Annotated in this window: 20 protein-coding genes and 1 pseudogene; 18 read left to right on the forward strand and 3 right to left on the reverse strand. The window is 47.9% G+C overall.

The features are described from left to right. Positions 1 to 25: 25 nt before the first annotated feature. The 13 genes and pseudogenes from tnpC to brnQ all read left to right on the forward strand — a co-directional run bounded on the left by tnpC (position 26) and on the right by brnQ (position 15,253). Positions 26 to 1,634, forward strand: a pseudogene (gene tnpC / locus M1L66_RS01035) (IS66 family transposase). Between the two features lie 150 nt (positions 1,635 to 1,784). Then, the gene (locus M1L66_RS01040; protein ID WP_434694175.1) at positions 1,785 to 2,054 is read left to right on the forward strand and encodes a tyrosine-type recombinase/integrase; all 270 of its coding nucleotides are present in this window, start codon (positions 1,785 to 1,787) and stop codon (positions 2,052 to 2,054) included. Between the two features lie 411 nt (positions 2,055 to 2,465). Further along, positions 2,466 to 3,011 carry a VanZ family protein gene (locus M1L66_RS01045; protein ID WP_434694177.1) on the forward strand — a complete coding sequence of 182 codons (546 nt, stop codon included), beginning with the start codon at positions 2,466 to 2,468 and terminating at the stop codon, positions 3,009 to 3,011. 534 nt (positions 3,012 to 3,545) lie between these two features. Then, positions 3,546 to 4,478, forward strand: a complete 933-nt coding sequence (locus M1L66_RS01050; RefSeq protein ID WP_187023354.1) for an N-acetylmuramoyl-L-alanine amidase family protein — start codon at positions 3,546 to 3,548, stop codon at positions 4,476 to 4,478. Positions 4,479 to 4,600: 122 nt separating this feature from the next. Beyond that, positions 4,601 to 6,199 carry a hypothetical protein gene (locus tag M1L66_RS01055; RefSeq protein WP_434690351.1) on the forward strand — a complete coding sequence of 533 codons (1,599 nt, stop codon included), beginning with the start codon at positions 4,601 to 4,603 and terminating at the stop codon, positions 6,197 to 6,199. Between the two features lie 100 nt (positions 6,200 to 6,299). Further along, positions 6,300 to 7,028: a CpsB/CapC family capsule biosynthesis tyrosine phosphatase gene (locus M1L66_RS01060; RefSeq protein ID WP_187023356.1), complete on the forward strand. Its 729-nt coding sequence runs from the start codon at positions 6,300 to 6,302 to the stop codon at positions 7,026 to 7,028. Between the two features lie 14 nt (positions 7,029 to 7,042). Beyond that, positions 7,043 to 7,774: a YveK family protein gene (locus M1L66_RS01065; protein WP_002605602.1), complete on the forward strand. Its 732-nt coding sequence runs from the start codon at positions 7,043 to 7,045 to the stop codon at positions 7,772 to 7,774. Positions 7,775 to 7,779: 5 nt separating this feature from the next. Then, a complete protein-coding gene (locus M1L66_RS01070) occupies positions 7,780 to 8,490 on the forward strand; it encodes a CpsD/CapB family tyrosine-protein kinase (RefSeq protein ID WP_002605603.1) in 711 nt (236 codons plus the stop codon). 198 nt (positions 8,491 to 8,688) lie between these two features. Beyond that, positions 8,689 to 10,068, forward strand: coding sequence for a UDP-N-acetylmuramate--L-alanine ligase (murC, locus tag M1L66_RS01075; protein ID WP_187023357.1), 1,380 nt, complete (start codon positions 8,689 to 8,691; stop codon positions 10,066 to 10,068). A gap of 384 nt (positions 10,069 to 10,452) precedes the next feature. Further along, positions 10,453 to 11,676: a DnaD domain protein gene (locus M1L66_RS01080; RefSeq protein WP_187023358.1), complete on the forward strand. Its 1,224-nt coding sequence runs from the start codon at positions 10,453 to 10,455 to the stop codon at positions 11,674 to 11,676. Between the two features lie 10 nt (positions 11,677 to 11,686). Beyond that, entirely contained in the window at positions 11,687 to 12,682 is a 996-nt protein-coding gene (locus M1L66_RS01085) for an ATP-binding protein (RefSeq protein WP_434690357.1), read from the forward strand. 71 nt (positions 12,683 to 12,753) lie between these two features. Then, a complete protein-coding gene (locus M1L66_RS01090; protein ID WP_434690360.1) occupies positions 12,754 to 13,932 on the forward strand; it encodes a ribose-phosphate pyrophosphokinase in 1,179 nt (392 codons plus the stop codon). 7 nt (positions 13,933 to 13,939) lie between these two features. Further along, positions 13,940 to 15,253, forward strand: coding sequence for a branched-chain amino acid transport system II carrier protein (gene brnQ / locus M1L66_RS01095; RefSeq protein ID WP_434690362.1), 1,314 nt, complete (start codon positions 13,940 to 13,942; stop codon positions 15,251 to 15,253). 300 nt (positions 15,254 to 15,553) lie between these two features. On the opposite strand, the gene M1L66_RS01100 is transcribed toward brnQ, so the two are convergent. The 3 genes from M1L66_RS01100 to M1L66_RS01110 all read right to left on the reverse strand — a co-directional run bounded on the left by M1L66_RS01100 (position 15,554) and on the right by M1L66_RS01110 (position 18,228). After that, positions 15,554 to 16,300: a GntR family transcriptional regulator gene (locus M1L66_RS01100; RefSeq protein WP_187023361.1), complete on the reverse strand. Its 747-nt coding sequence runs from the start codon at positions 16,298 to 16,300 to the stop codon at positions 15,554 to 15,556. A 66-nt stretch (positions 16,301 to 16,366) separates the two neighbouring features. Next, positions 16,367 to 17,230 carry a PfkB family carbohydrate kinase gene (locus tag M1L66_RS01105; RefSeq protein WP_434690365.1) on the reverse strand — a complete coding sequence of 288 codons (864 nt, stop codon included), beginning with the start codon at positions 17,228 to 17,230 and terminating at the stop codon, positions 16,367 to 16,369. Further along, positions 17,227 to 18,228: an SIS domain-containing protein gene (locus M1L66_RS01110; RefSeq protein WP_187023363.1), complete on the reverse strand. Its 1,002-nt coding sequence runs from the start codon at positions 18,226 to 18,228 to the stop codon at positions 17,227 to 17,229. The genes M1L66_RS01105 and M1L66_RS01110 overlap by 4 nt, the downstream gene beginning before the upstream one ends. Positions 18,229 to 18,558: 330 nt before the next feature. On the opposite strand from M1L66_RS01110, the gene M1L66_RS01115 reads away from it, so the two are divergent. The 5 genes from M1L66_RS01115 to M1L66_RS01135 all read left to right on the forward strand — a co-directional run bounded on the left by M1L66_RS01115 (position 18,559) and on the right by M1L66_RS01135 (position 24,734). Continuing rightward, positions 18,559 to 19,725 (forward strand): MFS transporter, encoded by a 1,167-nt coding sequence (locus M1L66_RS01115; RefSeq protein WP_187023364.1) that lies wholly within the window; start codon positions 18,559 to 18,561, stop codon positions 19,723 to 19,725. Positions 19,726 to 19,776: 51 nt separating this feature from the next. Continuing rightward, on the forward strand, positions 19,777 to 21,123 hold the full coding sequence (locus M1L66_RS01120; RefSeq protein WP_434690368.1) for an ABC transporter substrate-binding protein: 1,347 nt from the start codon (positions 19,777 to 19,779) through the stop codon (positions 21,121 to 21,123). A 73-nt stretch (positions 21,124 to 21,196) separates the two neighbouring features. After that, positions 21,197 to 22,066 carry a carbohydrate ABC transporter permease gene (locus tag M1L66_RS01125; protein WP_187023366.1) on the forward strand — a complete coding sequence of 290 codons (870 nt, stop codon included), beginning with the start codon at positions 21,197 to 21,199 and terminating at the stop codon, positions 22,064 to 22,066. Then, positions 22,059 to 22,913 carry a carbohydrate ABC transporter permease gene (locus M1L66_RS01130; RefSeq protein ID WP_187023367.1) on the forward strand — a complete coding sequence of 285 codons (855 nt, stop codon included), beginning with the start codon at positions 22,059 to 22,061 and terminating at the stop codon, positions 22,911 to 22,913. Before M1L66_RS01125 ends, M1L66_RS01130 begins: the two co-directional genes overlap by 8 nt. Positions 22,914 to 22,976: 63 nt before the next feature. Next, positions 22,977 to 24,734, forward strand: coding sequence for a glycoside hydrolase family 9 protein (locus tag M1L66_RS01135; protein WP_434690372.1), 1,758 nt, complete (start codon positions 22,977 to 22,979; stop codon positions 24,732 to 24,734). The last annotated feature ends 10 nt before the right edge of the window (positions 24,735 to 24,744 follow it).

Here is a 24,744-nt window from a genome sequence, read left to right on the forward strand (position 1 = left end):
GGTATCAAAAACAAGGGGAAACGTGATGGCAGACAGTGTACGGGACATCCAGCTGCGAGAGCTGAAGGACACCATTTCAGAACTGAATAAGCTGATCAAAGCACTGCAGCAGACAATCGAGGCAGCCAATACACGAGAGGCTGCTCTGTGCCAGGAGTGCGACAACCTGAAGGAGCAGATTGACTATCTGACCAAACGTCTCTTTGGTGCATCCAGTGAAAAAGGGAAATACGGGGTTCCCGGGCAGCTGAACCTGTTTGATGAACCGGAAACAGAGGCAGCTAACGACCCTGCAGCCGCCCTTGCCGAAGAAGAACTCCTCTCCCGGGAAGCGCCGGAAACGAAGCCCCGAAAGAAACGTGTCACCCATGCAGACCGCCTAAAAGGTCTGCCGCGAATGTGGCACCCCGCTGGAAAAGATTGGAACGGAATTCGTGCGCAGGGAGCTGGACTTTATTCCGGCGAAGGTAAAGGTCATCGAGTATTACAGCATGAACTACGGCTGTCCGAAATGTCGGAAGGAGGCGGAGCTCCCGCAGATCAAAAAGGGCAAGGACGGGCATGCGCATAGGATTCATGGGATGGCGAGTACATCTGCCGTTGCATGGATTATGTACCAGAAGTACTTCAATGGAATGCCCCTGTACCGCCAGGAGCAGGACTGGAAACAGTGTGGTGCGGATATCAGTCGTACCACGTTCGCGAACTGGCTGATTGCAAATGCACAGGATTTCTTCCGCCTCATGTATGCGTACCTGCGTAAGAAACTGCTTGCCAGGTCATTTGCGATGGCGGACGAAACGCCTGTGCAGGTACTGAACGAGCCGGGCCGGCGTGCACAGACAACTTCCTACATGTGGCTGTTCCGCAGTGGAGAAGACGGAGAGCCGCCAATCATCATCTACAGGTATTCGCCGACACGGGCCGGGGACAATGCGAAGGAATTCCTGGAAGGGTTCCTTGGATACCTGATGTGCGACGGGTACAGCGGCTACAACAAAGTACCGGGTGCAAAACGGATCGCCTGCTGGGCTCACGTGCGCAGATATCTGATTGATGCAATCCCAAAGGGAAAGGAGCTCGATTATACACAGCCATCCGTCCAGGGTGTCATGTATGTCAACAGGCTCTTTGAACTGGAGGATAAGATCCGGCAGAAACATGCTGGGGACTATGAGGCCATCCGAAAGGTCCGTCTTGAAAAAGAGAAGCCTGTCGTGGATGGATTTTTGGCGTGGCTGAAACAGCAGACACCGTTCAGAGGCTCTCGGATGGAAAAAGCGGTTACGTATATCCGGAACAGGGAACCATATTTGACGACCTATCTGGAAGATGGAAGATGCAGCTTTTCAAACAACCTGAGCGGGAATGCGATCCGTCCGTTTGTCGTAGGGCGCAAGGGATGGCTGTTCAGCGATACGCAGGCAGGAGCAGAGACGAGTGCAATCATCTACACAATGGTAGAGAATGCGAAGGCAAACGGAGTAAATGTCTACCAATATCTGAAACTACTGCTGGAAAAGCAGCCGAATGACCGGATGCCAGACGAGGAACTGGAACGACTCGCGCCGTGGAACCCAGAAGTGAAAGCGCTTCTGGATACCCGGGGTACCGAGGAACTTCAAAATGGTTAAATTATAAGCGAACTATTAGGGTGCCTCAGCTGCCGTGTGTAGCTGGGGTACTTTTTGATTTGGAAGTAAAGAACTACTGCCTACATAGGAACCACCGCCCGAAATTTTGGCGCTTACAATAAATACGGAAAACGATTAAGCATCTACAGCATAGAAAATCTCTTTTATAAGTACCGGGAATTGGCACATATAAATTCTGATGCAACCCCTCATTATTTAAGACATAGTTTTGCAACCCAATTACTAAACAACGGAGCTGATATAAGAGCGGTTCAAGAGATTTTGGGACATAGCAGTATTGTTACAACACAAATTTATACTGAAGTATCATTAAAAAGAAAGAGGGAGGTATTATTAAACTATAATGGAAGAAATTTTATTAATTTACCAGAAGATAGTATGGGTGAAGAGTGGTTGTGATAGGTTTTAGTAAGTATAATTATTGGATAAAACTTTACAATCAAATATGGCAAGGAGATTTTATTACAAAAATTAATGTGGTCCATTTAGTTAATAAAGCATTTTTAAATAGTATCATATGTGAAAGTTAAAAACTTTAACATTAATAATTAAGAATATAATTAGTGTAAAGAATATATATTTATGTTATAGTAGTTGAAAAATATGTAGACAAATAATTTGAAATACATTCTTGGTTTATGATAACAAAGTTAAAAATATTTCGATACAATATTACTTTGAAACAAATATTAAGTACCAATATTATAACCCAATATAAAAGTAGGCATAAGAAATTTGTTAACTAATTAATAAAACAAGTGTACTACTTCTTGAAAGGTAACCAACATGATAGATTTACTTGATAAAATTATGTGGAACTATATAATAAAGGACATTGGAAAAGAACTGGAATATCTTCCATATGCTATACTATTGGGCTTAATATTGTTCTTTATTACAAAAATTATCTTATTTAAAAGTAATAAGAGCTCCCATTATTTCTATAAATTTATATTTCTAATCTATCTATTAGCATTAGTCCATATCACTTTATTCGAGCGCGAACCAGGCTCACGGACAGCGATCAGTCTTACCTTATTTGAAACATTAGGCGGTTCCAGAAATAATGCGTATGTTATAGAAAATGTACTCTTATTCATACCTTTTGGTTTTTTGCCAGCTACTCTTTTTAGACCTATGCGCAATTTGGTACTCAGTCTTATGGCCGGGGCCTTCTGCAGCCTAATGATCGAAACGACTCAACTGATCACCCAAAGAGGATATTTTCAGGTAGATGATATTCTTATGAATAGTATCGGCACAGTGATTGGCTGTAGTTGTTTCTGTCTGCTAACAGGAATTTATAGGATTTACAGATATACCATCACAAAGTGTCTTGGTTCTGTAAAAATTTGAATTGTTGCTCATCATCAGATAGTTTGTCATAAGCTGTCGAAACGTGGATCATACAATAAAGGAGTAAGACTAATGTAAAGAGGCAACAGACTACAAAACATATAGAACCATATAATAGAAGAGAAATAAGTGACATATATTTAGCTCCTTCCAATCACCATATTTGTGGAGGTGATGGTTTCTTCTATATAATATAGGTTTCATATTATCAGTTTATACAAGATTTAATAAACCTGAGAAAATAAATACTAATGCAAAGCTAAATGTCTATGATCCATAATAAATTAATAGACAAGGTAATTATCTATAATATTGGTGTAAAACAGCAGGATCGCTAAAAGTTAGTGATCCTGTTTATTTATAAGTACAATCCAATAATATTGTTCGTAAAATACGTTGAAAACAGATTATATAGACATGTTTTAGGCTGAAAAAGCTTGCAAAATATGGAAAGGTGAGTTAATATAGTCTCAACGGGTTACATATTCCGGAAAAATAATTTTAGGAAAAGGATTTTGAAAGGAGAATGCAATTATGAGAATGAAGAAGCTTGCTGTTATGGCATTAGCAACAGCTCTCTCCGTAGGTTCAGTCATGACAGCGTCTGCTGCATGGTTACAGGAGGGAAGCAACTGGAGATACCAGAATGATAATGGTACATTCCAGACAGGAACATGGTTTAGAGACGCTGATGGAAGATGGTATCATTTCGACAACAACGGAATTATGCAGAAGGGCTGGTTCCAGGATGCTGACGGAAAATGGTATTTCCTGGCATACAATGGCGTTATGCAGGTTGGCCTCATCAAGGTTGACAATCAGGTTTACTACATGGGGACAAGCGGTGACTTATTTATCGGTGATATGAAGATCGGTAATACGACTTATAACTTTGGCCTTTATGGAACTACTAATGGACAGCCTAGCGTACCAGCATCAGCTACATTTGGCGGAAATGGTAACCAGTCACTGAATGGTGGCGGTGGCGGAAGCAGCTCTAATGGCGGCGGTGGAAGTACAACCACTCCGGTTGATGATGCAAAAGATGCTGTTGATAAAGTTGCTGATGTAGCAGATACAATTAAAGAGAGTTCCGGCGGAGTAGTTGATGCTAAAGTAGAGCCAGCTGTAGAAGATGGAGAGAATGCAGTAAAGGTTGAGGTTTCAGTAAAAGCTGCTAAAGATTTAGTTTTAACTCCGGACAGTGAAGATAAAAAGGCTGTAGTTTCTGCGGTAACTGAGGTAGTTAGCACAGTTGTATCTGAGGCTGAAGGTAATGCGACAGTAAAGATTGATGGTGTGAAATTACCTACTAATACCTATCCGGTAGATATGTTAGACGAAGACAAGATTGAAGAATTAGCAAATAAATACGTAACCCCAGAGAACTATAAAGCAGCATCAAAAGCTACAATTACCGTGACGGTAAATGGCGTAGCTGTTACTTATCATATTTCTTTAAAATAATCAATTTCCAACCATTTATAGGGTGGCTCCCAAAGGAACCGCCCTATTTTTCAGTGTACCTTACAAAATAATATAAACAACCATTTTTCAACCCAGGCAACAAAACCAATGTGGAGCAAATTATGAAAAATAGAACAAGGACTGCAAAGCGCTGCAGCCTGTTATCACTGCTGTTCCCTACATTTCTAATGGTCATGTTTTTCTGTACGCCTGCCTATGCCGGAAGTATCAACGGCAATGAGCAGTCGATCGTTTCTGTTATCAACGGCCAGTTCGAGCAGGACGGTGTTATCTACAAAGTTCGTCAGGAATATATAAATTCTGCCATAAGTTATTTGCAGCAGGATGATGTGGATCTGACAGCGGAGCAGGCACAATCCGTGATATCTGAGATATATTCCAATGTACAGACTGGTGTCGACAGCGGATATTTAGAGCAGATCGGGCAGACCGCGCCTCCAGAGACGGCACCGGCCGAAAGTCCGAAGGGCGGAGAAACAGGAAATAACGGAAGTAAGAATCCGGATGGTCAGGCAACAGACGGAAATGCAGAGGCTGGAAATCAGCCGGGAGAGAGTACGGAAAGCGGAGAACCATCCGGAGAAACTGTCGGTGATGGGCAGAATGGTGGGGACGGAACGGATAATCCGGACGGTTCAGGCTCTGAGGAGCCGCAGGAGGTAATTCCGCCAACCCCGGAGGTAATCTCGATTCTGGAGCTTGTGGACAAGGCGCCGCCTCAGTCTTACGAGTATTTATCAAAGGATACTGACGCCTTGATGGCGCGCATCCATATTCCTTATCAAATACTATGGTACATCATTATCATATTGGCTGTGGTCATAGCGATTATTACAGTCATTTCATTCTTAAAAAAGCTTTTTGTACACCATCATAACAGAAAGCTGAGGAAATTTTTTAGATTTATATTGGCAGCGGAAATAGGTGTGCTGTCCGCCGTTTGCTTTTCGGCAGTAAGCGTCTGGATCGGGGCGTTTCAGGACAGTGCTGTTTTGAATAAACTTGCGGATACGGGATATTACCGCACGATCTTTGAGGAACTGCGGCGTGATACTTCTATCTCGTTTGCACTTCTGGACATCCCGGATAACGTTATGGATGGCGCGATTACGTATGAGCGCGTTGTACTGGCAGCAAGGCAGCAGGTGGAGAGTGATCTGAGCCAGGGCGCCTATCAGGCGGATACTTCCGTGCTGACAGACCAGCTGGAGGCAGATATCAGATCATACCTGGAAGGCAGATCGGTTACAATGACGGAGCAGGCCCAGACTGGGCTGGATGAATTGATGAATCGTCTGGATCAGAAGTACTCCTCTCTGCTTAAATGGCCATTTGCAGCATGGTGGATAGATATGAAAACGGAATTTTTTGCTTTTGCAAAAATAGCACTGCCGCTTTCACTGCTGCTTGCCATTCTTTCACAGGCCCTTATCATCGGCTTGAACCATTATAAACACCGTGGTGTTATACTGGGCGGGAAAGGCCTTATGGGCGGCGGACTGATAACTGTGGCGGCCTTTGGTGCCGGCATGGTCATAATCGGTCAGAACCTGCCCAAGGTGACCCCGGATTACATGGAACTGTTTTTCAAAATATACGGTAACGGGTTGTGCAGAACCGGAATGATTACGGGAGTGATAGGAGTCCTTCTCGGAGTCATTGTCCTGGTCGCGGTCCATACCTGGAAAGACAGCAAATGACAAAGTCAACAAATAGTAAAGACAGTAAATAACAAGACAACAAATAAAACACTAAGCAACCATTAATGATCACACAAAGAGAAAGGGAACGGTAAGAAGGATGGATTTATACGACATTCACTGCCATTTAATTCCCGGAGTGGACGATGGGTCACAGACGATGGAAGAGAGCCTGGAGGCCATGAAGCTGGAATATGAGGAGGGCGTGCGCCATATCATATGCACCTCCCATTTTTCTGCAGACTGCGAGGCCGGATACGCCTCTAAACTGCAGGAGGGCTTCGAACAGCTGAAAGTGCGCTTAAAGGAGACCCCGTACGGGGCCGAAATGAGGCTGCATCTCGGTAATGAGCTGATGTATTCCGAAAGCCTTCTGGAGTGCCTTGACGAAGGCCGCGCTTGGACTATGGCGGGCGGGCATTACATTCTGGTGGAGTTTTTACCGTCCGTTCGTTATGAAGAGCTGTACAAGGGACTGCGAAGGCTGGCATCCGGCGGCTATACGCCGATCCTGGCTCACATGGAGCGTTACCGCTGCCTGTATAAGCAGACGGACCGGCTCGATGAATTAAGGGATCTGGGCATTTGCCTTCAGGTAAATGGAGCCAGCCTGTTTGGCGGAGTGTTTGATTCTGCCAGCGCGGTGGTTCGAAAGCTCTGCAAGTCGGGGCGGATCCATTTTCTGGGAACAGATTCCCACGGCACTCATTATCGAAAACCGCAGATAAAAAAGGCAGCGGCGTGGATTCATGATAACTGTCCGGGGCCTGTTGCTGAAGGGATTTTATGCGGAAATCCGATGGCGGTACTGGAGGATAAATTATTTTGATTTAGGAGAAAATTATGGGAACCAATCAGGATGACGAGATTGAAATTGATTTGAAGGAACTATTTTACGTAATCAAACGGAAACTGTGGATTATCCTTCTGACCGGCATTGTGGGTGCCGTCGGTTTCGGACTTTTTACCGCGATGGTAATGAAGCCCGTCTATACGTCCTCTACGATGCTCTATATCGTGAATAAGACGACTACGCTGACATCCCTCACGGATTTACAGCTGGGAACCCAGCTGACTAAGGATTACAAGGTCCTGGTGACCAGCCGGCCCGTTACGGGGCAGGTTATTACCAACCTGGACTTAAATTTAAGCCATGAGCAGTTAGTGAAAAAAATTAAGGTGGATAACCCTACCGATACCCGTATCCTCACTATCTCGGTGGAGGACACAGATCCCTACATGGCCAAATCCATTGCCGATGAGTTTGCATCGGTAGCATCTGCCCGTATGGCTGAAATTATGGATTCCGCGCCGCCGAACATTGTAGAGGAGGCGTATCTGCCAACACAGAAGACAAAACCAAGCATTACGAAGAATACCATGATCGGTGGTCTGGCAGGCGTGTTCCTGGCAGGCGCGATTATACTCGTGCTGTTTGTGATGAATGATGCGATTAAGACGCCTGAGGATGTAGAGAAGTACTTAGGACTCAATACACTGGCTACGATCCCGGTATTTGAGGGTGAGACAGGCGCGAAAAAGAAGAAATCCAAACGGAAGAAGAGCGGGAGGTAAACAGGATGCAGAAGGTTTTATTGCGTAAACACGATAAGCTGGATTTCAGGGCAAACGAGGCGTTTAAAACGCTGCGTACCAACATCCTGTTCTCCGGTCATGACACTAGAGTTATCACGCTGACCAGTTCCACACCCAACGAAGGAAAATCATCTCTTTCGTTCCAGCTGGCGGTTTCTTTCGCGGAAGCGGACAACCGCGTCCTGTTTATCGACGCTGACATTCGTAAATCCGTGCTTGTGGGCCGTTATAAGGCGGAGGGCAATAAGTTCGGCCTGACCCATTATTTATCTGGACAGAAGACCATTGACGATGTAATCTGCAACACGGATATTAACAACATGGATATGATCTTTGCCGGTCCGGTTTCACCGAATCCGACAGAGCTTTTAAGCGGCGATTTATTTGCAGATCTGATCGGGATGGCGCGGGAGGAGTACGACTACGTAATCATCGATGCTCCGCCGCTGGGCAGCGTTATTGACGCGGCTCTGATCGCCAGACACGTGGACGGTACCATTATCGTCGTAGAGAGCGGCGCAATCAGCTATAAGATGGTTCAGCACGTAAAGGAACAGCTGGAAAAGGGCGAATGCCGCATTCTCGGTGTTGTCTTAAACAAGGTGGACTTAGACCGCGATTCCTACTATGGAAACTACTACGGTAAGTATTATGGCAAGTACTATGGGAATTACGGAGAGGAAACGAAAAAGTAGGACAGTACATAACCTGAATATATTCTTAAAAATACCCGCAGACAACAGAAACTGCGGGTATTTTTTCGTTTATCTCCCGAAAACGTAGCTTTTCTGCCGCTTTTTCGATATAATAATAAGAAAGAGTTGACTTTACCACAGAAAAGCAGTAAAAGTAAGTGGAATAAAATTAAAAACATAGTAAGGATGGAAGAAACGATGTATCAGATTGATTTTCATAAACCGGAGAATATACATTTTATAGGGATTGGCGGCATCAGCATGAGCGGTCTGGCCGAAATACTGATTGATGAGGGATTTACTGTTTCGGGGTCCGACTCTCATGAATCGGAGCTTACGGATCATTTAGCTGCAAAGGGCGCCAGAATTGCTTGTGGACAGAGAGCGGATAATATTGTTGACGGGATCGACGTAGTCGTCTACACGGCGGCTGTTCATCCAGACAATCCGGAATTTGCCGCAGCCAGAGATAAAGGACTTCCCATGCTGAGCCGCGCGGAGCTGCTGGGTCAGATGATGAAAAATTACGAGAATGCGGTTGCTGTTTCCGGAACTCATGGGAAGACTACGACCACGTCCATGATCACAGAGATTCTTCTGGCTGCTGATGCGGATCCCACGATCTCCGTAGGCGGCATCTTAAATTCCATTGGAGGCAACATCCGGGTGGGCGGACCGGAGCTTTTCGTGACGGAAGCCTGCGAATATACCAACAGCTTCCTGTCCTTTTTCCCGACCATCGAGGTGATTTTAAACGTGGAGGCAGACCATCTCGATTTCTTCAAGGATTTGGACGATATCCGCCATTCCTTCCGCCTGTTTGCCGAGAAGCTTCCGGAGGACGGCATTCTGGTTATCAACAGCGATATAACGGATTATAGAAAGATTACGGAGGGGTTATCCTGCCGTGTCATTACATTTGGAAAAGAAGAGGGCAGTAAGTACCGCGCAGAGCATATTCGTTTCGACGAACTGGCGAGGCCGGTCTTTGATCTGAGTGTGGACGGGGAAATTGTGGATACCGTGGCCTTGGGTGTTCCCGGTGAGCATAATGTGTATAACTCCCTAGCCGCCGTGGCTGTGTGTACGGAACTGGGGATATCTCTGGAGATGATCAGGAAGGGACTATGGAATTTCACAGGAACAAACCGCCGTTTTGAGAAGAAGGGAGAGCTGGGAGGCGTCACTATTATCGATGATTACGCCCATCATCCGCAGGAAATCAGCGCATCCCTGGCGACTGCGCTTAATTATCCGCACCAGAAGCTGTGGGTCGTATTCCAGCCCCACACCTACACGCGTACCAGGGCGTTTCTTGACGAATTTGCAGAGGCCCTGTCCATGGCTGACGAAGTAATCCTCGCAGACATCTACGCGGCCCGCGAAACCGACAATTTAGGCATCAGTTCCAAAGATATTGTCGACAGAATCGAGGCAAAAGGGGTAAAAGCCCATTATATTCCGTCCTTTGACGAAATAGAAACATTTATTTTGGAAAACTGTATACACGGTGATTTGTTGATAACTATGGGGGCCGGAGACATTGTAAAAGTGGGAGAAAAGCTGTTAGGGAAGTAGTTATCCACATTATCCACATAGTTTTCAACATTTTATGTAAAGAAGCTATGTGGATTTTTTAATTAACATAAATTATTGACTCACAATTTTAGAAAGAACGAATTTATCAGGGATTCGACATAATTCTCCATAATTTTTAAGATTATGTATACTTGCTTTCCACATTATCCACATTATCCACAATTACTTTGGTGGATAACTCCCCCTATTTCTTTTTAAACTGACTTATGGTATACTATGAGCACTTAGTGAGGTAGTCCACGAACTTAGTGCGAGTCATACCTGACCACTTAGTGAGGTATCCCACGAGCTTAGTGGGAATGGTATACTATGAGCACTTGGTGAGACAGTTCAAAAGCGCAGTGCAGGACGAAAAGTGAGGTTATGGCGGTGGATTTTAAAAGCAGTTTTAGAGTGAATGCGACGTTGGTTCCCAACGAGTTTATTGATACATATATGGCTTCGGCCAATGGAGAGTATATCAAGGAGTATCTTTTCCTGCTCCGCCATGAGGGCGAAGCGGTGACGGTCTCTATGATTGCGGATGCGGTCAACCACACGGAATCGGATGTGGCACGTGCGCTTGCTTACTGGAAAAAGGCAGGTGTCCTGGAGGAATCTGTGGATAAAGTTTCTGCCGATGGCCTGTCTGTGGATAAGTGTCCGGCTGCTGGCGAGATGGCTTGTGCCGGGGGCGTGATTGCGGAAAATGGGGCGTCTGCCTTAAACGGAGTGTTTACGGAGGCGTATGCAGGCGTGAATTCTTCTTACGGGTATGTGGACGGCCCGGTAAAAGGGAATGCAGCCGGCACCGTTACGTGTGTGGAAGCGGATACGCCGGAGAAGGGACCGATGGCTCCGAAAGCACCGGAACCGGCTCAGGTCAAAAAGGCGGAGCCGCGGCCTGTCTATTCTCCGGAACAGATCAGCGGCCTGGCGGGAGATGAGGATTTTTCCCAGCTTCTCTATATCGCCCAGAAATATATGAATAAAGTCTTTACCCAGCGGGAGTGTGAGGTGTTTGCCTATCTCTATGACGGTCTGCACATGACTGCCGAGCTCCTGGAATACGTGGTGGAGTACTGTGTACAGGGCGGGCACACCAGTATCCGCTATATCGAGACGGTGGCGATCAACTGGCACGAGTCCGGGCTTAAGACCGTGGAGGACGCCAAGGCGTACGCGTCGTCATTTACCAGGGACTCCTTCGCGGTGATGAAGGCGTTCGGTTTGAACGACAGAAAGCCGGGCGATTCAGAGCGTGAGATGATTGACCGCTGGTTCAAGACCTACGGATTTACCAGGGAACTCGTTCTGGAGGCCTGTAACCGCACTCTGGCGGCCACACACTCGCCCAGCTTCAAATATGCGGACAAGATCCTTTCGGGCTGGAAAAAGGCCGGTGTGCGCTCTCTGGAGGATATCCGGCGGCTGGATGAACAGCATGCGGAGCGCGCGAAGGGAAAGGGAAGCAGTAACGGAAGCGGCTCCCAGGATTACAGGGGAGGCGGCAATGGCCGCGGAAGAAGCACCAACCAGTTTCAGAACTTTCCCCAGAGAGAGATCGACTACGATGCACTGGTGCTGCAGCAGTTAACAGAAAAGTAAGGAGGGAGCCATGTCGCTCAGCAATTCTCAGTTTGATGCCATCATGCGTACCTATCAGCAGCAGCAGCTGCTAAACCGCCATGAACAGGAATCCAGAATAGCAGAAGTATATAATAAGATACCAGCCATAAAAGAACTGGACGACTCCATAAGCTCCTGCGCGGTAAAGAGCGCCAGGAGGCTGCTGGACGGCGACCAGGGGGCATTAAAGGAACTGAGGGCGGAAATAGCGGATTTGAGGGAGCAGAAGGGTGTCCTGCTTCGTGCCTACGGATTTCCGCCTGACTATATGGAGATGCATTATAAGTGCACGGACTGCATGGATACAGGCTACTCGGAGGGCAGGAAATGCCACTGCTTCCGGCAGGCCGAGATGAAATACTTATACGCCCAGTCCAACATTGAAGAGATTGTAACGCTTGAGAATTTTTCTACCTTTTCTTTTGAATATTTTGATGATTCGTCGGTGCTTCCCGTCCTGGGAAGAACGGTGAGACAGTATATGAAGCAGGTGGTCGATACATGCCACCGGTTTGTGGACAGTTTTACGACAGAGCATGGGAATATGTTATTTACTGGTCCTACGGGGGTTGGAAAGACATTTTTGACCAACTGCATCGCCAGAGAGCTGATCGACCGGTACTACTCGGTCATCTACTTGTCGGCCAATGATCTGTTCGAGGTATTTTCGAAGAACCGCTTTGAGTATCAGGCGGAGGAAGAGATGAAGGGCATGTACCAGTACATTCTGGACTGCGATCTGCTCATCATCGATGACCTGGGGACGGAGCTGAACAACAGCTTCACCTCGTCGCAGCTGTTTTACTGCATCAATGAGCGGCTGAATTCATCGAAGTCTACGATTATTTCCACGAATCATCCGCTGAATGAGCTGAGGGACCGCTACACGGAGCGTGTGACCTCCCGCCTGATCAGCAAATATACCATTATTCCGCTCTACGGCGACGATATTCGCCTGCGAAAGAAAGCAAAACGCGCTAATTAACTTGACTATTTCGGCGCATAATGATATAAAAGAACCGTTGTAAGACAAATGGATACGTTGGAGGAGAAGAAATGTTATACGAAGAGAAGACGATTGAGACGATTCCGGTGGGCCCGCTGGGATTAATTCCGCTTAAGAGCTGTACGGAGCTGGGAGCCAAAGTGAACGATTATCTGGTGGACTGGAGACGGGAGCGGGAGAGCGAGCACAAGTCTACGATTGCATTTTCCGGATATCAGAGAGAGTCCTATATCATTGGGGCCAGCACACCGCGTTTCGGTACAGGAGAGGCGAAGGGAACGCTTTCTGAGTCAGTTCGTGGAGACGATTTATACATCATGGTGGATGTATGCAATTACAGCCTGACCTATTCCCTTTGCGGGATGACGAACCACATGTCCCCTGATGACCATTTCCAGGATTTAAAGCGAATTATCGCGGCTGCGGCCGGTAAAGCCCGCCGTATTAATGTGATCATGCCGTTTTTATATGAGAGCAGACAGCACAAGAGATCCAGCAGAGAGTCCCTCGACTGCGCGCTGGCACTTCAGGAACTGACCAACATGGGTGTTGAGAATATCATCACCTTTGACGCTCACGATCCGAGAGTGCAGAACGCGATTCCGTTAAAGGGATTTGAGACGGTTCAGCCGATCTACCAGTTTATCAAGTATCTTCTGAGAGAAGAGAAGGAACTGCAGATCGACAGTGACCATATGATGGTGATCAGCCCGGATGAGGGCGGCATGGGCCGCGCTGTATACTTTGCCAACGTGCTGGGACTTGATATGGGGATGTTCTATAAGCGCCGTGACTATACACAGATTGTGGGTGGCCGCAATCCGATCGTGGCTCACGAGTTCCTGGGAAGCAGCGTGGAAGGAAAAGATGTGATTATCGTGGACGATATGATATCTTCCGGCGAGAGCATGCAGGAGGTGGCGAAGGAGCTGAAACGCCGTAAGGCGAGAAAGGTCTTCATCTGCTCGACCTTCGGTTTATTCACCAATGGCCTTGCTAAGTTTGATGAATACTACGAGAATGGAACTATCGACAGAATCCTGACGACGAACCTGGTATATCAGACACCGGATCTGCTGTCCAGACCGTATTATATCAATGTAGATATGAGCAAATATATTGCGCTGATTATCGATAATCTGAATCACGACGCTTCTTTAAGCGAGCTTCTGAATCCGACGTCGAGAATCAACCGTCTCCTTGACCGTTACCGCGCGGGTGACAGGTAGGAGATCGATGGATAGACTGTCAAAACGTAACTTATGTCTGGTAGGACTGACATTATTCTCCATGTTTTTTGGGGCGGGAAATCTTATTTTTCCGCCCTTTTTGGGTGCTATGGCAGGGACGAATACCTGGACTGCCATGGTTGGCTTTGCCGTGACCGCCATTGGCTTTCCGATTCTCGGCGTGATTGCGGTGGCGAAGGCCGGCGGCCTTACCAGCCTGGCGGGGCGGGTCCATCCTGCATTTGCAGCTGTCTTTACGCTCCTGATCTATTTATCGATCGGTCCGTGCCTGGCGATCCCGCGAACGGCCAGTACGTCGTTTGAGATGGCCGTAATACCATTCCTGGACGGACGTATCCCTGCGGGGACGGCCCAGCTGCTGTATTCGTGCCTGTTCTTTACCATCGCGTTCCTGGTGGCCTTAAAGCCCGATAAACTGACGGACAGGCTGGGAAAAGTGCTGACCCCGTGTCTGCTGACTCTGATTGCGATTCTGTTCATTGGCTGCATCTTAAAGCCGGCGTCCGGTTACGGCGGAACGTCTGAGGCTTATCAGAATCATCCGTTTGTAAAGGGATTTCTGGAAGGGTATCTGACGATGGATACGATCGCGGCACTGAATTTTGGAATTATTATCTCCCTCAATATCCGCGCTCTGGGGATGAAGTCGGAGAGCGCCATCATAAAAGAAACGATCAGGGCCGGAGTGATTGCCGGAGGCATCCTGCTTTTGGTGTACGCCGCGCTGGCTCACATCGGCGCGGTTACGGGAGGCGCATTCGGTTATTCTGAGAATGGTGCGCAGACTCTGAATCAGATGGTACGTTTCCTGTTTGGGAAGACGGGGCTGATTATGCTGGCGGCTATTTTCTTTATCGCCTGCCTGAATACCTGTATCGGACTGATCAGCTGCTGCAGCCGGTATTTCTGTACGATTCTGCCGCAAATCGGATATCGTGCATGGGCCTTTGTCTTCGCCGCGGTCAGCCTGATTATCGCCAATGCCGGGCTTAACCGGATTCTGGAGATATCCGTCCCGGTGTTAAATGCGATCTACCCAGCGGCTATCGTATTGATTCTCCTCTCATTTCTCTTCCGTGACGGGAAACGGTGGCAGCCGGTTTACGTCTGCTCCACTGCCCTGACCGGAGTGACGAGCATCGCTATGTCCCTGTATCAAATCGGTATAACGCCTCTGGGACGCGTGTTAAATAGACTGCCTTTGCACAGCCTGAATCTGGAATGGATCAGCCCGGCGGTGGCTGGGATTGTGATTGGAATGGTGGTTTGCGCGAGGAGGGGGAGAGCGGAAAGAGGATAAAAATGTAAATTTACAGAATTGTGGGTTTCGGCTCATGGTTTCGGCCGGGGCATCTCTAAGGCCGGAAGGATACAAAAACAAGGGTACCGATGACATTTATCGAGAACTCCTGAAGGACTTCTCGATTCAGGTCCTCTAAAAATCTGACTTTTATGAAAAAACTGCTTTCTGAGAAAGGCCATGGGTTATCCCATTACGGTCATTCCAGTAAAGCAGTTTTTTTATTTACGTCAGGTTATCCGGCTGTCAGGCACTCGATTTCTCAGGTCCTTTTCGGCCGCCTCCATCCCTGCCGATCAATTACGAATTGCGGAACACGTCAAAACTAAACTGGTGAGTTTCCCCTGAGATTGATTCTATACTCAGCTCTATGGGGCAGTCATACTGGTCATAGACAATATTTTCAATCACCAGCAGCGCGGTGCCTTCCGGAACCTCCAGGGAGTCAGCCAGCCGGGGCGAAGCGCTGCGGGCCGTAATAGACCGTCTGGAATGGACTGGCAGCACATCGTACTGCGCCTTTAAAGTCTGATACAGGGAGGCGTTCGAAAAGTCGAAACGGTCCAGCTTTGGAAAACGATTTAAAGAGAGGTAATTGACCGTATAGACAAAGGGGATACCATCCGAATAGCGGAGTCTTTCCAGTCTCAGGCATACATCAGACGGCGCGAGTTCCAATTTTTGATACAGATCTTCATCAAACTGTATTTTTTCCATGCTCAGGAGTCTGGTGGAGGGAACCTTACCGATCAGTTTCATCTCCTCATCGAAGCTCATAAGCTGATTCATAAAGATTCCGCGGTTATCCGGACCCTTCACAAAGGAGCCGCAGCCACGTTTTCGTTCAATTCTTCCGCTGTTTACCAGTTCGTTATAGGCCTGGCGCACGACGGGCCTGGAAACTCCGCAGGCCTTGCAGATGCCTTCCTCCGTAGGAAGCTTCTGGCCAGGCTTTAGGATTCCCTTCTGTATCGCCTCTATGATGCATTGACGTATCTGTTCGTAAAGCGGAACAGAGCTGTATTTGTTAATCTTAATATAGTCCAATTTTTCACCCCGCAGATCCTGTAAAACATTACATTTTCCGTCTAGTATAACAGGAAAAGCCATTTTTTACAATGGGTGTCCGGCATACGTTACATAACCGAAGCTTCCCTTTTTCATGCAGTTGGCAGTGGAGTAGGCGGTGGCCTTTTCCAGAGCCAGCCCGATCGTGGCGGGGGCAGGAATACGGCCTTTTGTCCAGCCATGTTCATACAGAGCCATGACGAAGGCGGTGAGAAAGGAGTCCCCGGCTCCCATTGTATCAACCGGATCAATATATTCCGCTTTTCCGTATACCAGAGAAGTACCGTCAGATACGCACTGACCAGAGCTTCCCATGGTGATCAGGACGAGTCCTGTGTTTCTCTTGTGGAGCGGTTCACAGAATGATCGTATCTCCGATTTCTCCATTGGAGGGCATGAAAACAGGGCCAGGTCCAGCCCGCAGCAGATCTTATCGTAATAGGAATCGGTTCTGTATTTTTCCTTTTCACCAAAATCGTAGGTGAATAAGGCTGGAAGACCGCTGAGCCGGGACATCTCTTCTTCCATTTTTGCATTACAGGAACTGTGAATCAGAGAAAATGATCTTAAGTATTCCATATCCTCTTCCTGAAGCAGCAGCGGTCCGGACCATTGGTCTCCGGCTGTGATGCCCAGATAGGTGCGTTCCCCGTCTGTGACGCGGTAGCGGCAGCATTTGGTGATGGTCCCTGGGACTTTTTTGCATCTTGAGAAGTCCACATGAAAATGGTTCAGCGCATCGATGATGACTTCAGACATGGCGTCATCGGCCAGATTGCCCATGTAGGCGGCTTCTGCACCGAGTATGGAGGCGTGAACCGCAGCATTGAAAGCATTACCGCCCGGATATACGGCGCCGGTATTTGTATAGTAGTCGATGACATTGTCACCGAGCCCCAAAAGTCTCATGAGTACTCACCCTTTCTGTAATAACGGCGGATGTCCAGGGAATGGTCTGTGATTACCTCAATATTCTTACTGATTCGCTGCAGAACCGCGGCCATGATCACGGGGGAAAGAAGCGGGCGGTAACGATCGCTGATACCCGCAAGTGCATAATCACGGCAGTCAAAGCAGGTCAGTTTATTCGTGTGCTTTTGAGCAAATGCTTTTACCTTTTCGTCGAGAGGCCTTGTCACCCCTTCTGTCAGGAGCAGGGTTACACATACATCTTCCTCCAAAAGCTCCAGGGTACCGTGGAAGAATTCCGGTGAACTGACGGATTTCGTGCGTATCCACTGGGATTCCTCCAGAACACACATGGAATAGGAGTACGCGGTGGGCCATAAGTCTCCGGAGCCAATCCAGATGTTATAGGGTTCCCGGCAGTACTTTTTCGCATAGCTGATACAGGCTTCATCGGCCTGAATGCGGACCTGAGCCAGAGCGCTGCCCAGACTGCCCAGTTCGTCTGCAAAACTTTTATAATCAGGAAAATAGCCTTTTATCTCAAGTATTTTGCCGATTAAAAGATAAAAGACCAGCTCCTGGGGCCTTCCGTCCTTATAGATAAAGGAATAGTCGGATATCGCCTCCAGAGGTGAATCGGGGATTCCGATGACGGAGACCAGACGGACACCTCGTTCTTTTAGGAACTGGGCCGCCTTCAGTGTATCCGGTGTGTCCCCGGACTTGGAGGTGAGAAATGCTACCGAGTGGCTGGTAATACGGTTGCAGCCGGTAAGAACCAGGTCAGCGGAAAGCATACCGTCAGTCGGAACCGGCGAGTAATGGTTAATATAATGCTGGAATGGCTGCATCATAGCCATGGAGCCTCCGGAAGAGGTAAAGAACAGCAGATCGAATTCATCTGCGCAGATCTGGTCTGCAATGGCTTCAATCCGGTCTCTCTGAGCATAAATGAATTGATAATTTTCCCGGATTACCGCCTCGTCAAAGTTAATCATAGCGAAATCTCCTTTTCACAGTTGTTTATCACCATTGTATGGGTAAATAATTATATTGTCAATATGTAATTACAATATTACAGATAAATATTTAATTATATTTAGTAATTGAGAACCTCTTGACGAATAAATGGCATCAGCCCTCCTTTTCGCAAAAACTGTATTATAATCAGTAATGATCTTAGTTGATGTGCATAATAAACAAAATGGTAAGCAAAACATTATATAAAACGACTATAATAACCAACTTGATTTTGGATAAAGGCTATGATATACTGAGTTCATCAAAAATAACTAAACAAAGTTAAGAAATTAAATTGGGGTTGCACAATGGGACGAGAAAGTAAGGATGGAAGTTTTCCGACAGGGCTGTTTTGCGTATATCTGGTGTATTTTTCAGGGCAGGCCATCTACAATACGTATCTAAACCTGTATCTGGCACAGATCGGATTTACTGCGACGCAGATTGGGAGTATCATCTCGATCTCTACGGTTGCACTTCTGGCGGCACAGACTCTGTGGGGAATCTTAAGTGACCGGGCCAGGGTAAAGAACCGGGTGGTCTGTTTCCTCTATCTGGCCTCAATTCTTTCGGCCCTGGGCTTTTATCTCACGAGAAGCTACTGGCCGGTGGTACTGCTTGTGGCAGTCTTTGGAGCGTGCTTCGTGCCGATTGTACCGCTTAACGACAATATCACACTGGAATCTCTAGTGAACAGCAAATGGGATTATGGCTGGATCCGTATGGGAGGAACCATTGGATACGCGGTGACGGTGGTTTTGATTGGCTACTTCTTAAGGGATGAGTATTCGGCCATATTCTGGATCGTAGCGGCGGCCATGGGGCTGTGCCTGCTCTTTTCTCTGACGATACCTCCGGTGAAAGGGTTTCGAAACGAAAAAAAGAAATCCTCGGTTCGGGAGATATTATCCAACCGCACCCTCGTGGTTTTGATCGCGTTCAATTTGATTTATGGACTCGGCAACAGTTTTTTTTACAGCTTTTACTCACTCCATTTTATTCAAATTGGGGGGAACAGCAGGCTGGTCGGCTGGATGATGTTTGCCTGTTCGGCAGCCGAGGCGCCGTGCCTCATGTTTATGCACCGTCTGGTCAAAAAGATGGGAGTCGCAAGGCTCTTGATTCTGGCAGGCGTCCTGACCTGCGTCCGGTGGTCCCTTCTTTATTATCTGACGGACCCGGTGTTAATTATTGTTACGAATCTGCTTCACGGCTTCAGTTATACTGGAATTACATACTGCCTGCTGAATTACATTAACAGAAGAGTACCGCCGGATTTACGGGCCAGCGGCCAGGTGTTGAACGCCACCATGAGTACCGTATTCAGCAAACTGATTTTCGGATATATCGGAGGCGCGGCCTTCGAGCTGTGGGGGGCTGGTTCCATGATGGCCTGCTCAGCAATTACCATAGGAGCGGCAACTCTGTTTTTTGCAGTCTGGAGCAGAGGGAAACAGAAGAGTCTGTCTTTTTAGCAGTCAAACTGCTTAAAAAATAAAATGATATGAATCAGAAGGAGAGGAATCATGAAAAAAACAAAAAAGATGTTAGCGTTACTCGCAGGCTCAGCAATGATGATCTCATCCCTTGCAGGCTGTGGCCAGTCACCATCAGCAAACCAGGGGGGAAATGAGAGCACGAAACAGGCCGATGCAGGCCAGGACTCCGGAAAGAAGGCAGAGTCCGGAAAGAAGGCAGAATCCGGCGCAAAAGAGAAGATCCGTGTATTCACGTTCTTTACCGGATCCGATCAGTGGGCTCCGGTGTGGTCGGAAGTGATCGACGAATATATGCAGGCCAACCCGGGCATTGAGATTGTAGATGAGTCTGCGCCTACCGCGGGAGCGAACGATGTGTTCCGTACAAAGATGCAGGCAGATATCGCTGCCCGAACTCCCGCTGATCTATGTCTGTTCTATACGGGGGCGGATGGAAAGCCCCTGGTGGATTCCGGACTCTTTGTGGATATTGGACCATCTATGGAAGCAGACCAGGACTGGTCTAAGAATTTCAAGCAGTCCGCGCTGGATGGCCAGAAATACGACGGTAAGCAGTACAGCCTTCCCTATCTCGGCTATTATGAAGGACTTTTCTATAATAAAAAGCTGTTTGACCAGTACAGCCTCGAAGAGCCGACATCGTACGATAATATTATGAAAGCGGTCGAGGTATTTGCCCAGAATGGAATTCCGGCGTTTGCAGCCTCTATGGCGAAACCATCCTACGTTCTGGAGCTGGCTATTTTAGCCCAGGCTGGAGCGGAAGGCCATAAGAATTACTTTGATGACAGCTGGGCTCCGGCGCTCGACTGTATCGCTGACCTGTATCAGAAGGAAGCATTTCCGAAGGATACCATGACTATTTCAGAAGACGACATCCGTCTGATGTTTAAGGAGGGCAAGGCAGCCATGATGTTTAACGGCTCCTGGTGTGTCAGTGCCCTGGAAGACAATCCGGATATGCGGCTGATTTCCATGCCGGCTCTTCCTGGAGGAAAGGGCGGAGAAAGCTGTGCGCTTGCCGGCTTTGGCTCCGGATGGTTTTTAAGCAGGGAAGCGTCAGAACGCAGTGAAGAGTCCTTAAAGCTCTTAAAATACCTGACTTCACCGGAGATCATGCAGCGTTTTATCGCAGTAGGCGGAAGCTCAGCGGTAGAGTGCCAGGCACCGGAGGGCGCCTCTGAGCTGATGAAGAGCGCGGTTCTTATGTTAAACAAAGCAACCTATACCGATACGGCAATCGATTCCCAGGTAAGCCGCGAGGCCTGGATGGCAATCGCAGACGACGGCACCCCGTATCTGGTAGAAGGCAAGAAGAGCAGCCTGGATCTCCTGGCAGAAGCAAGAAAAATTCAGGAAGCAGTAAACAGATAACAGGAAAGAGGGATTGCGGCGGCAGAAGTGAGAGCTTTTGCCGCCCTGACAGAAAAGAGAGGGGAAATGCTTCATGAAGGCGAAAAGACAAAGGACAGCGATCGTATTCTTGATTCCTGCCGTGGTGCTGCTGCTGTGTTTCATGATATATCCGCTGGGAAAAACCATCTTTTACAGCTTCACCGCATGGTATAATTTTTCCACGGAACAGACCTTTATTGGACTCGATAATTATAAGGAATTAATTGCTGATCCCGTGATTCGGGTGGCTCTTCGCAACACTGTGATTCTGATGGCAGGAGTACTTATATTCCAGATCGGATTTGCCCTTATCCTGGCGATCATGGTCGATGGAATCAGACACTGTTTTAAGTTCTTCCGCACGATTTATTTTTTCCCTATCGTTATTTCAGCTACGGCGATCGGCCTTATGTTTACTCTTATTTATAAATATGAATACGGTCTGCTCAACTATTTTGTTGTTTTGTTTGGCGGAGAGAAACAGGTATGGATCAATGAGAAGTCATCGATATACTTAGCCCTGATTCCGGTTGTGTGGCAGTATGTGGGCTTCTATTTCGTCATATTCTTAACGGGAATTGCCAACATTCCAGCTGATATATATGAATCGGCTATGCTCGATGGAATAAGGCCCCTGCAGAAGGCCGCCTACATAACCATTCCCATGCTGAGAAGCGTGCTCACCTCATCGATTGTTCTGGTAATTTCCGGCTGTTTTAAAGTGTTCGATATCATTTTCATGGTCACCAATGGAGGACCACTGGATTCCAGCCAGCTGCTCAGCACCTATATGTATCAGAAGGCGTTTGCGCGCGGGAACGGCGGCTATGCCAGTTCCATTGCGATTGTCATGATCGTGCTTGGCGTGGCGGTGACCAGCGTACTCAGAAAGCTGCTTTCGGGAGGTGAGGAAAATGAATGACGACAGAAAAGGGCGCGGAAAAGAGCTGGCAGCAGCTGTTTTAAAATACGTGATTTTGATTTCCTGGGCGCTGACGACAATTATCCCTCTGCTGTGGGTGTTCGTCAACTCCTTTAAGACGTCAGAAGAAATCGTAAAAAATGGCGTGGCACTGCCTTCCGCCATTCAGTTCACCAATTACAAGACGATCATGAGTTATCCGGATTTAAGCATGTCCAGAGCGTTTCTGAACAGCTTTATTATTTCCGGTTCCGTGGTAGTCGGAGTGGTGCTTGTGGCCGGATTAGCGGCGTTTGCGCTGGGAAGATTCCGTTTTCAATGGACGAGATACGCGGATGCAGTCCTCATTGCCTGCCTCCTGGTTCCATCCTTTGCAACCATGATTCCCAACTTTGTAACGATCAGCAAGCTTCCGATCAGAGGAACTCATGCGGCGGCCATTATCCCTCAGATTGCGGGAAATCTCTGCTTTTCCATTACATTGCTGACCGGATTTATGCGTTCGCTGCCTGATGAACTGGATGAGGCCGCCATTATGGACGGCGCCACACCCATTTATGTCTTTTCCCGTATTACCATGCCGCTGTCCAAACCGATGTTTTCGACAGTCGGAATCATGGTATTCATCTGGTCCTATAACGACTTGCTGACATCCATGGTCTATTTGTCACAGCGTTCCAAGCAGCCGGTCTGCGTGATTCTGTCCATGGTCAGCAATATGTTCGGAACTGATTATGGAAGTATGATGGCAGCGATTATCGTGACAATCGTGCCGCTGCTCATTCTTTATGTAATATCCCAGGAACAGGTTATCAAAGGTCTTACGGCGGGGGCGGTGAAAGGATGATCTGCCGGCATATCAGTAAAAACATCCCGCCGCGGGCGGAACTAAATTTGGAGGATCAATTATATGGAAGTGCTTGTTAATCATTTGGGGTATGATGCCGGCGGCAGAAAGACCGCGGTATATCAGGGAAAGAGAGAAGACCGGCCGGTTCATTTCTGTGTGCGCCGGGAAGGCGGGGAGACCGTGTTTGTGGGCGTTCCGGCGGAGTGCGGGGAAGTCGCGCAGTGGAATACCGGCTACTACTGGACTCTGGATTTTTCGGATTGGAAGGGCGAGGGCGTCTTTTGCATCTGTCTGGAGACGTCATTCGGCACGGTGGTAAGCGAGAGTTTTGAAATCCGGCAGTCACTCATCACAATGAGGCTGATCAATGCGGCCTGCTATTACTTTAAGGCACAGCGTTCCAGTGGGGAGTGGCTCCATGAAGACCGCAGTCTCAGCTTCGACGGAGAGAGGGCGGGGCGGGTGGATGCCCACGGCGGCTGGTATGATGCTACGGGGGATTACGGCATCCATCTGTCTCATTTATCCCATGGAACCGTACATAATCCGCAGCAGGCGTCATTCAGTGCATATACCTTCTTTAAGGCGGCCGAGGAACTGACAGCGTCCGGAAATGAGCAGTATACCATGCTGAAGCGCAGAATGCTGGACGAAGGGAGCTTTGGCGCCGATTTTCTGATGCGTCTGCGTACGCCTTCCGGTGGATTCTTCCGTTCCATCAGCCGCGCCAATGCCCTGGCTCATGTTCGGGGAAACCGTAAAATCGGTTTTGAGCATCACGGCTCCAGTTCCCAGTTCAGTGAGAAGGCGGCGACAGCGGATGAAGAGGTGGTGAATGACACCAATTATGAGGTCAGTCTGCGTTCCGGCGGCGGAACGGCTATAGCCGCTCTTGCGGCGGCCTCAAGGCATTACTATCCGGGCACCGATTATACAAGAGATGAGTATCTGCTGGCGGCCAAGGACGCATGGCACTACTTATATGAGAACAATGAGCGCTATACCAATGACGGAGCCTGGAATCTGATTGATGAATACTGTTCTCTTTTGGCTTTGACGGAACTTTTTCGGGCGAGTGAAGAGTACGAATATCTGATGGAAGCCGGAGCCATGGCGGAACGAATCTATAAACGGATGGTGATGGAAGAGGGGCAGAAGGCTTATTTAACTGTGAAAGATGGCGAACCGTATTACCATGCGGCCGATGAGGGACTGCCTGTTATGGCGCTGATCGAGTATGCAGCCGTCGAAATGGACGAGGAAAAGTCGAATGATGCGATAAAGATGGCAGAGATGCTTATGCGCCACATGCTTTTTGTGTCCACATCGGTGAGCAACCCGTTTGGTTATCCGAGATTTCTGTATAAAGACGAGAAGGGAATAGAAAGGATCCAGTTTTTCTTCCCTCATCATACTGCGGTGGAGCCGTGGTGGCAGGGCGAAAATGCGAGAATAGCCTCGCTTTCGGCAGCGGCCAGAGCACTCCTTGCTGTAACCCGGGATATGGAATTAAAAGATGCGCTGGAGCTCTTCGCTGATCAGCAGATCAACTGGATTATGGGGTTAAACCCGTTTGATTCCTGTATGATGGAAGGGTATGGACGAAATAACATCCAGTACTTCTTTAACGACAGGTATGATTTCATGAACTGCCCCGGCGGCATCTGCAATGGTATTACGAGTGCGGAGGACAATGAAGAAGGAATCGCATTTATCCGTGAACCCGGCGGCAGTGTAAAGGACAACTGGCGTTGGGCGGAACAATGGATTCCTCATGTGACATGGTTTATTCTGGCGGAGGCCTATAAGCGGATATAGAAGTATTCCG

Origin of the sequence: Hungatella sp. SB206 (assembly GCF_051132295.1) — a bacterium.
Lineage (GTDB): Bacteria > Bacillota > Clostridia > Lachnospirales > Lachnospiraceae > Hungatella > Hungatella effluvii.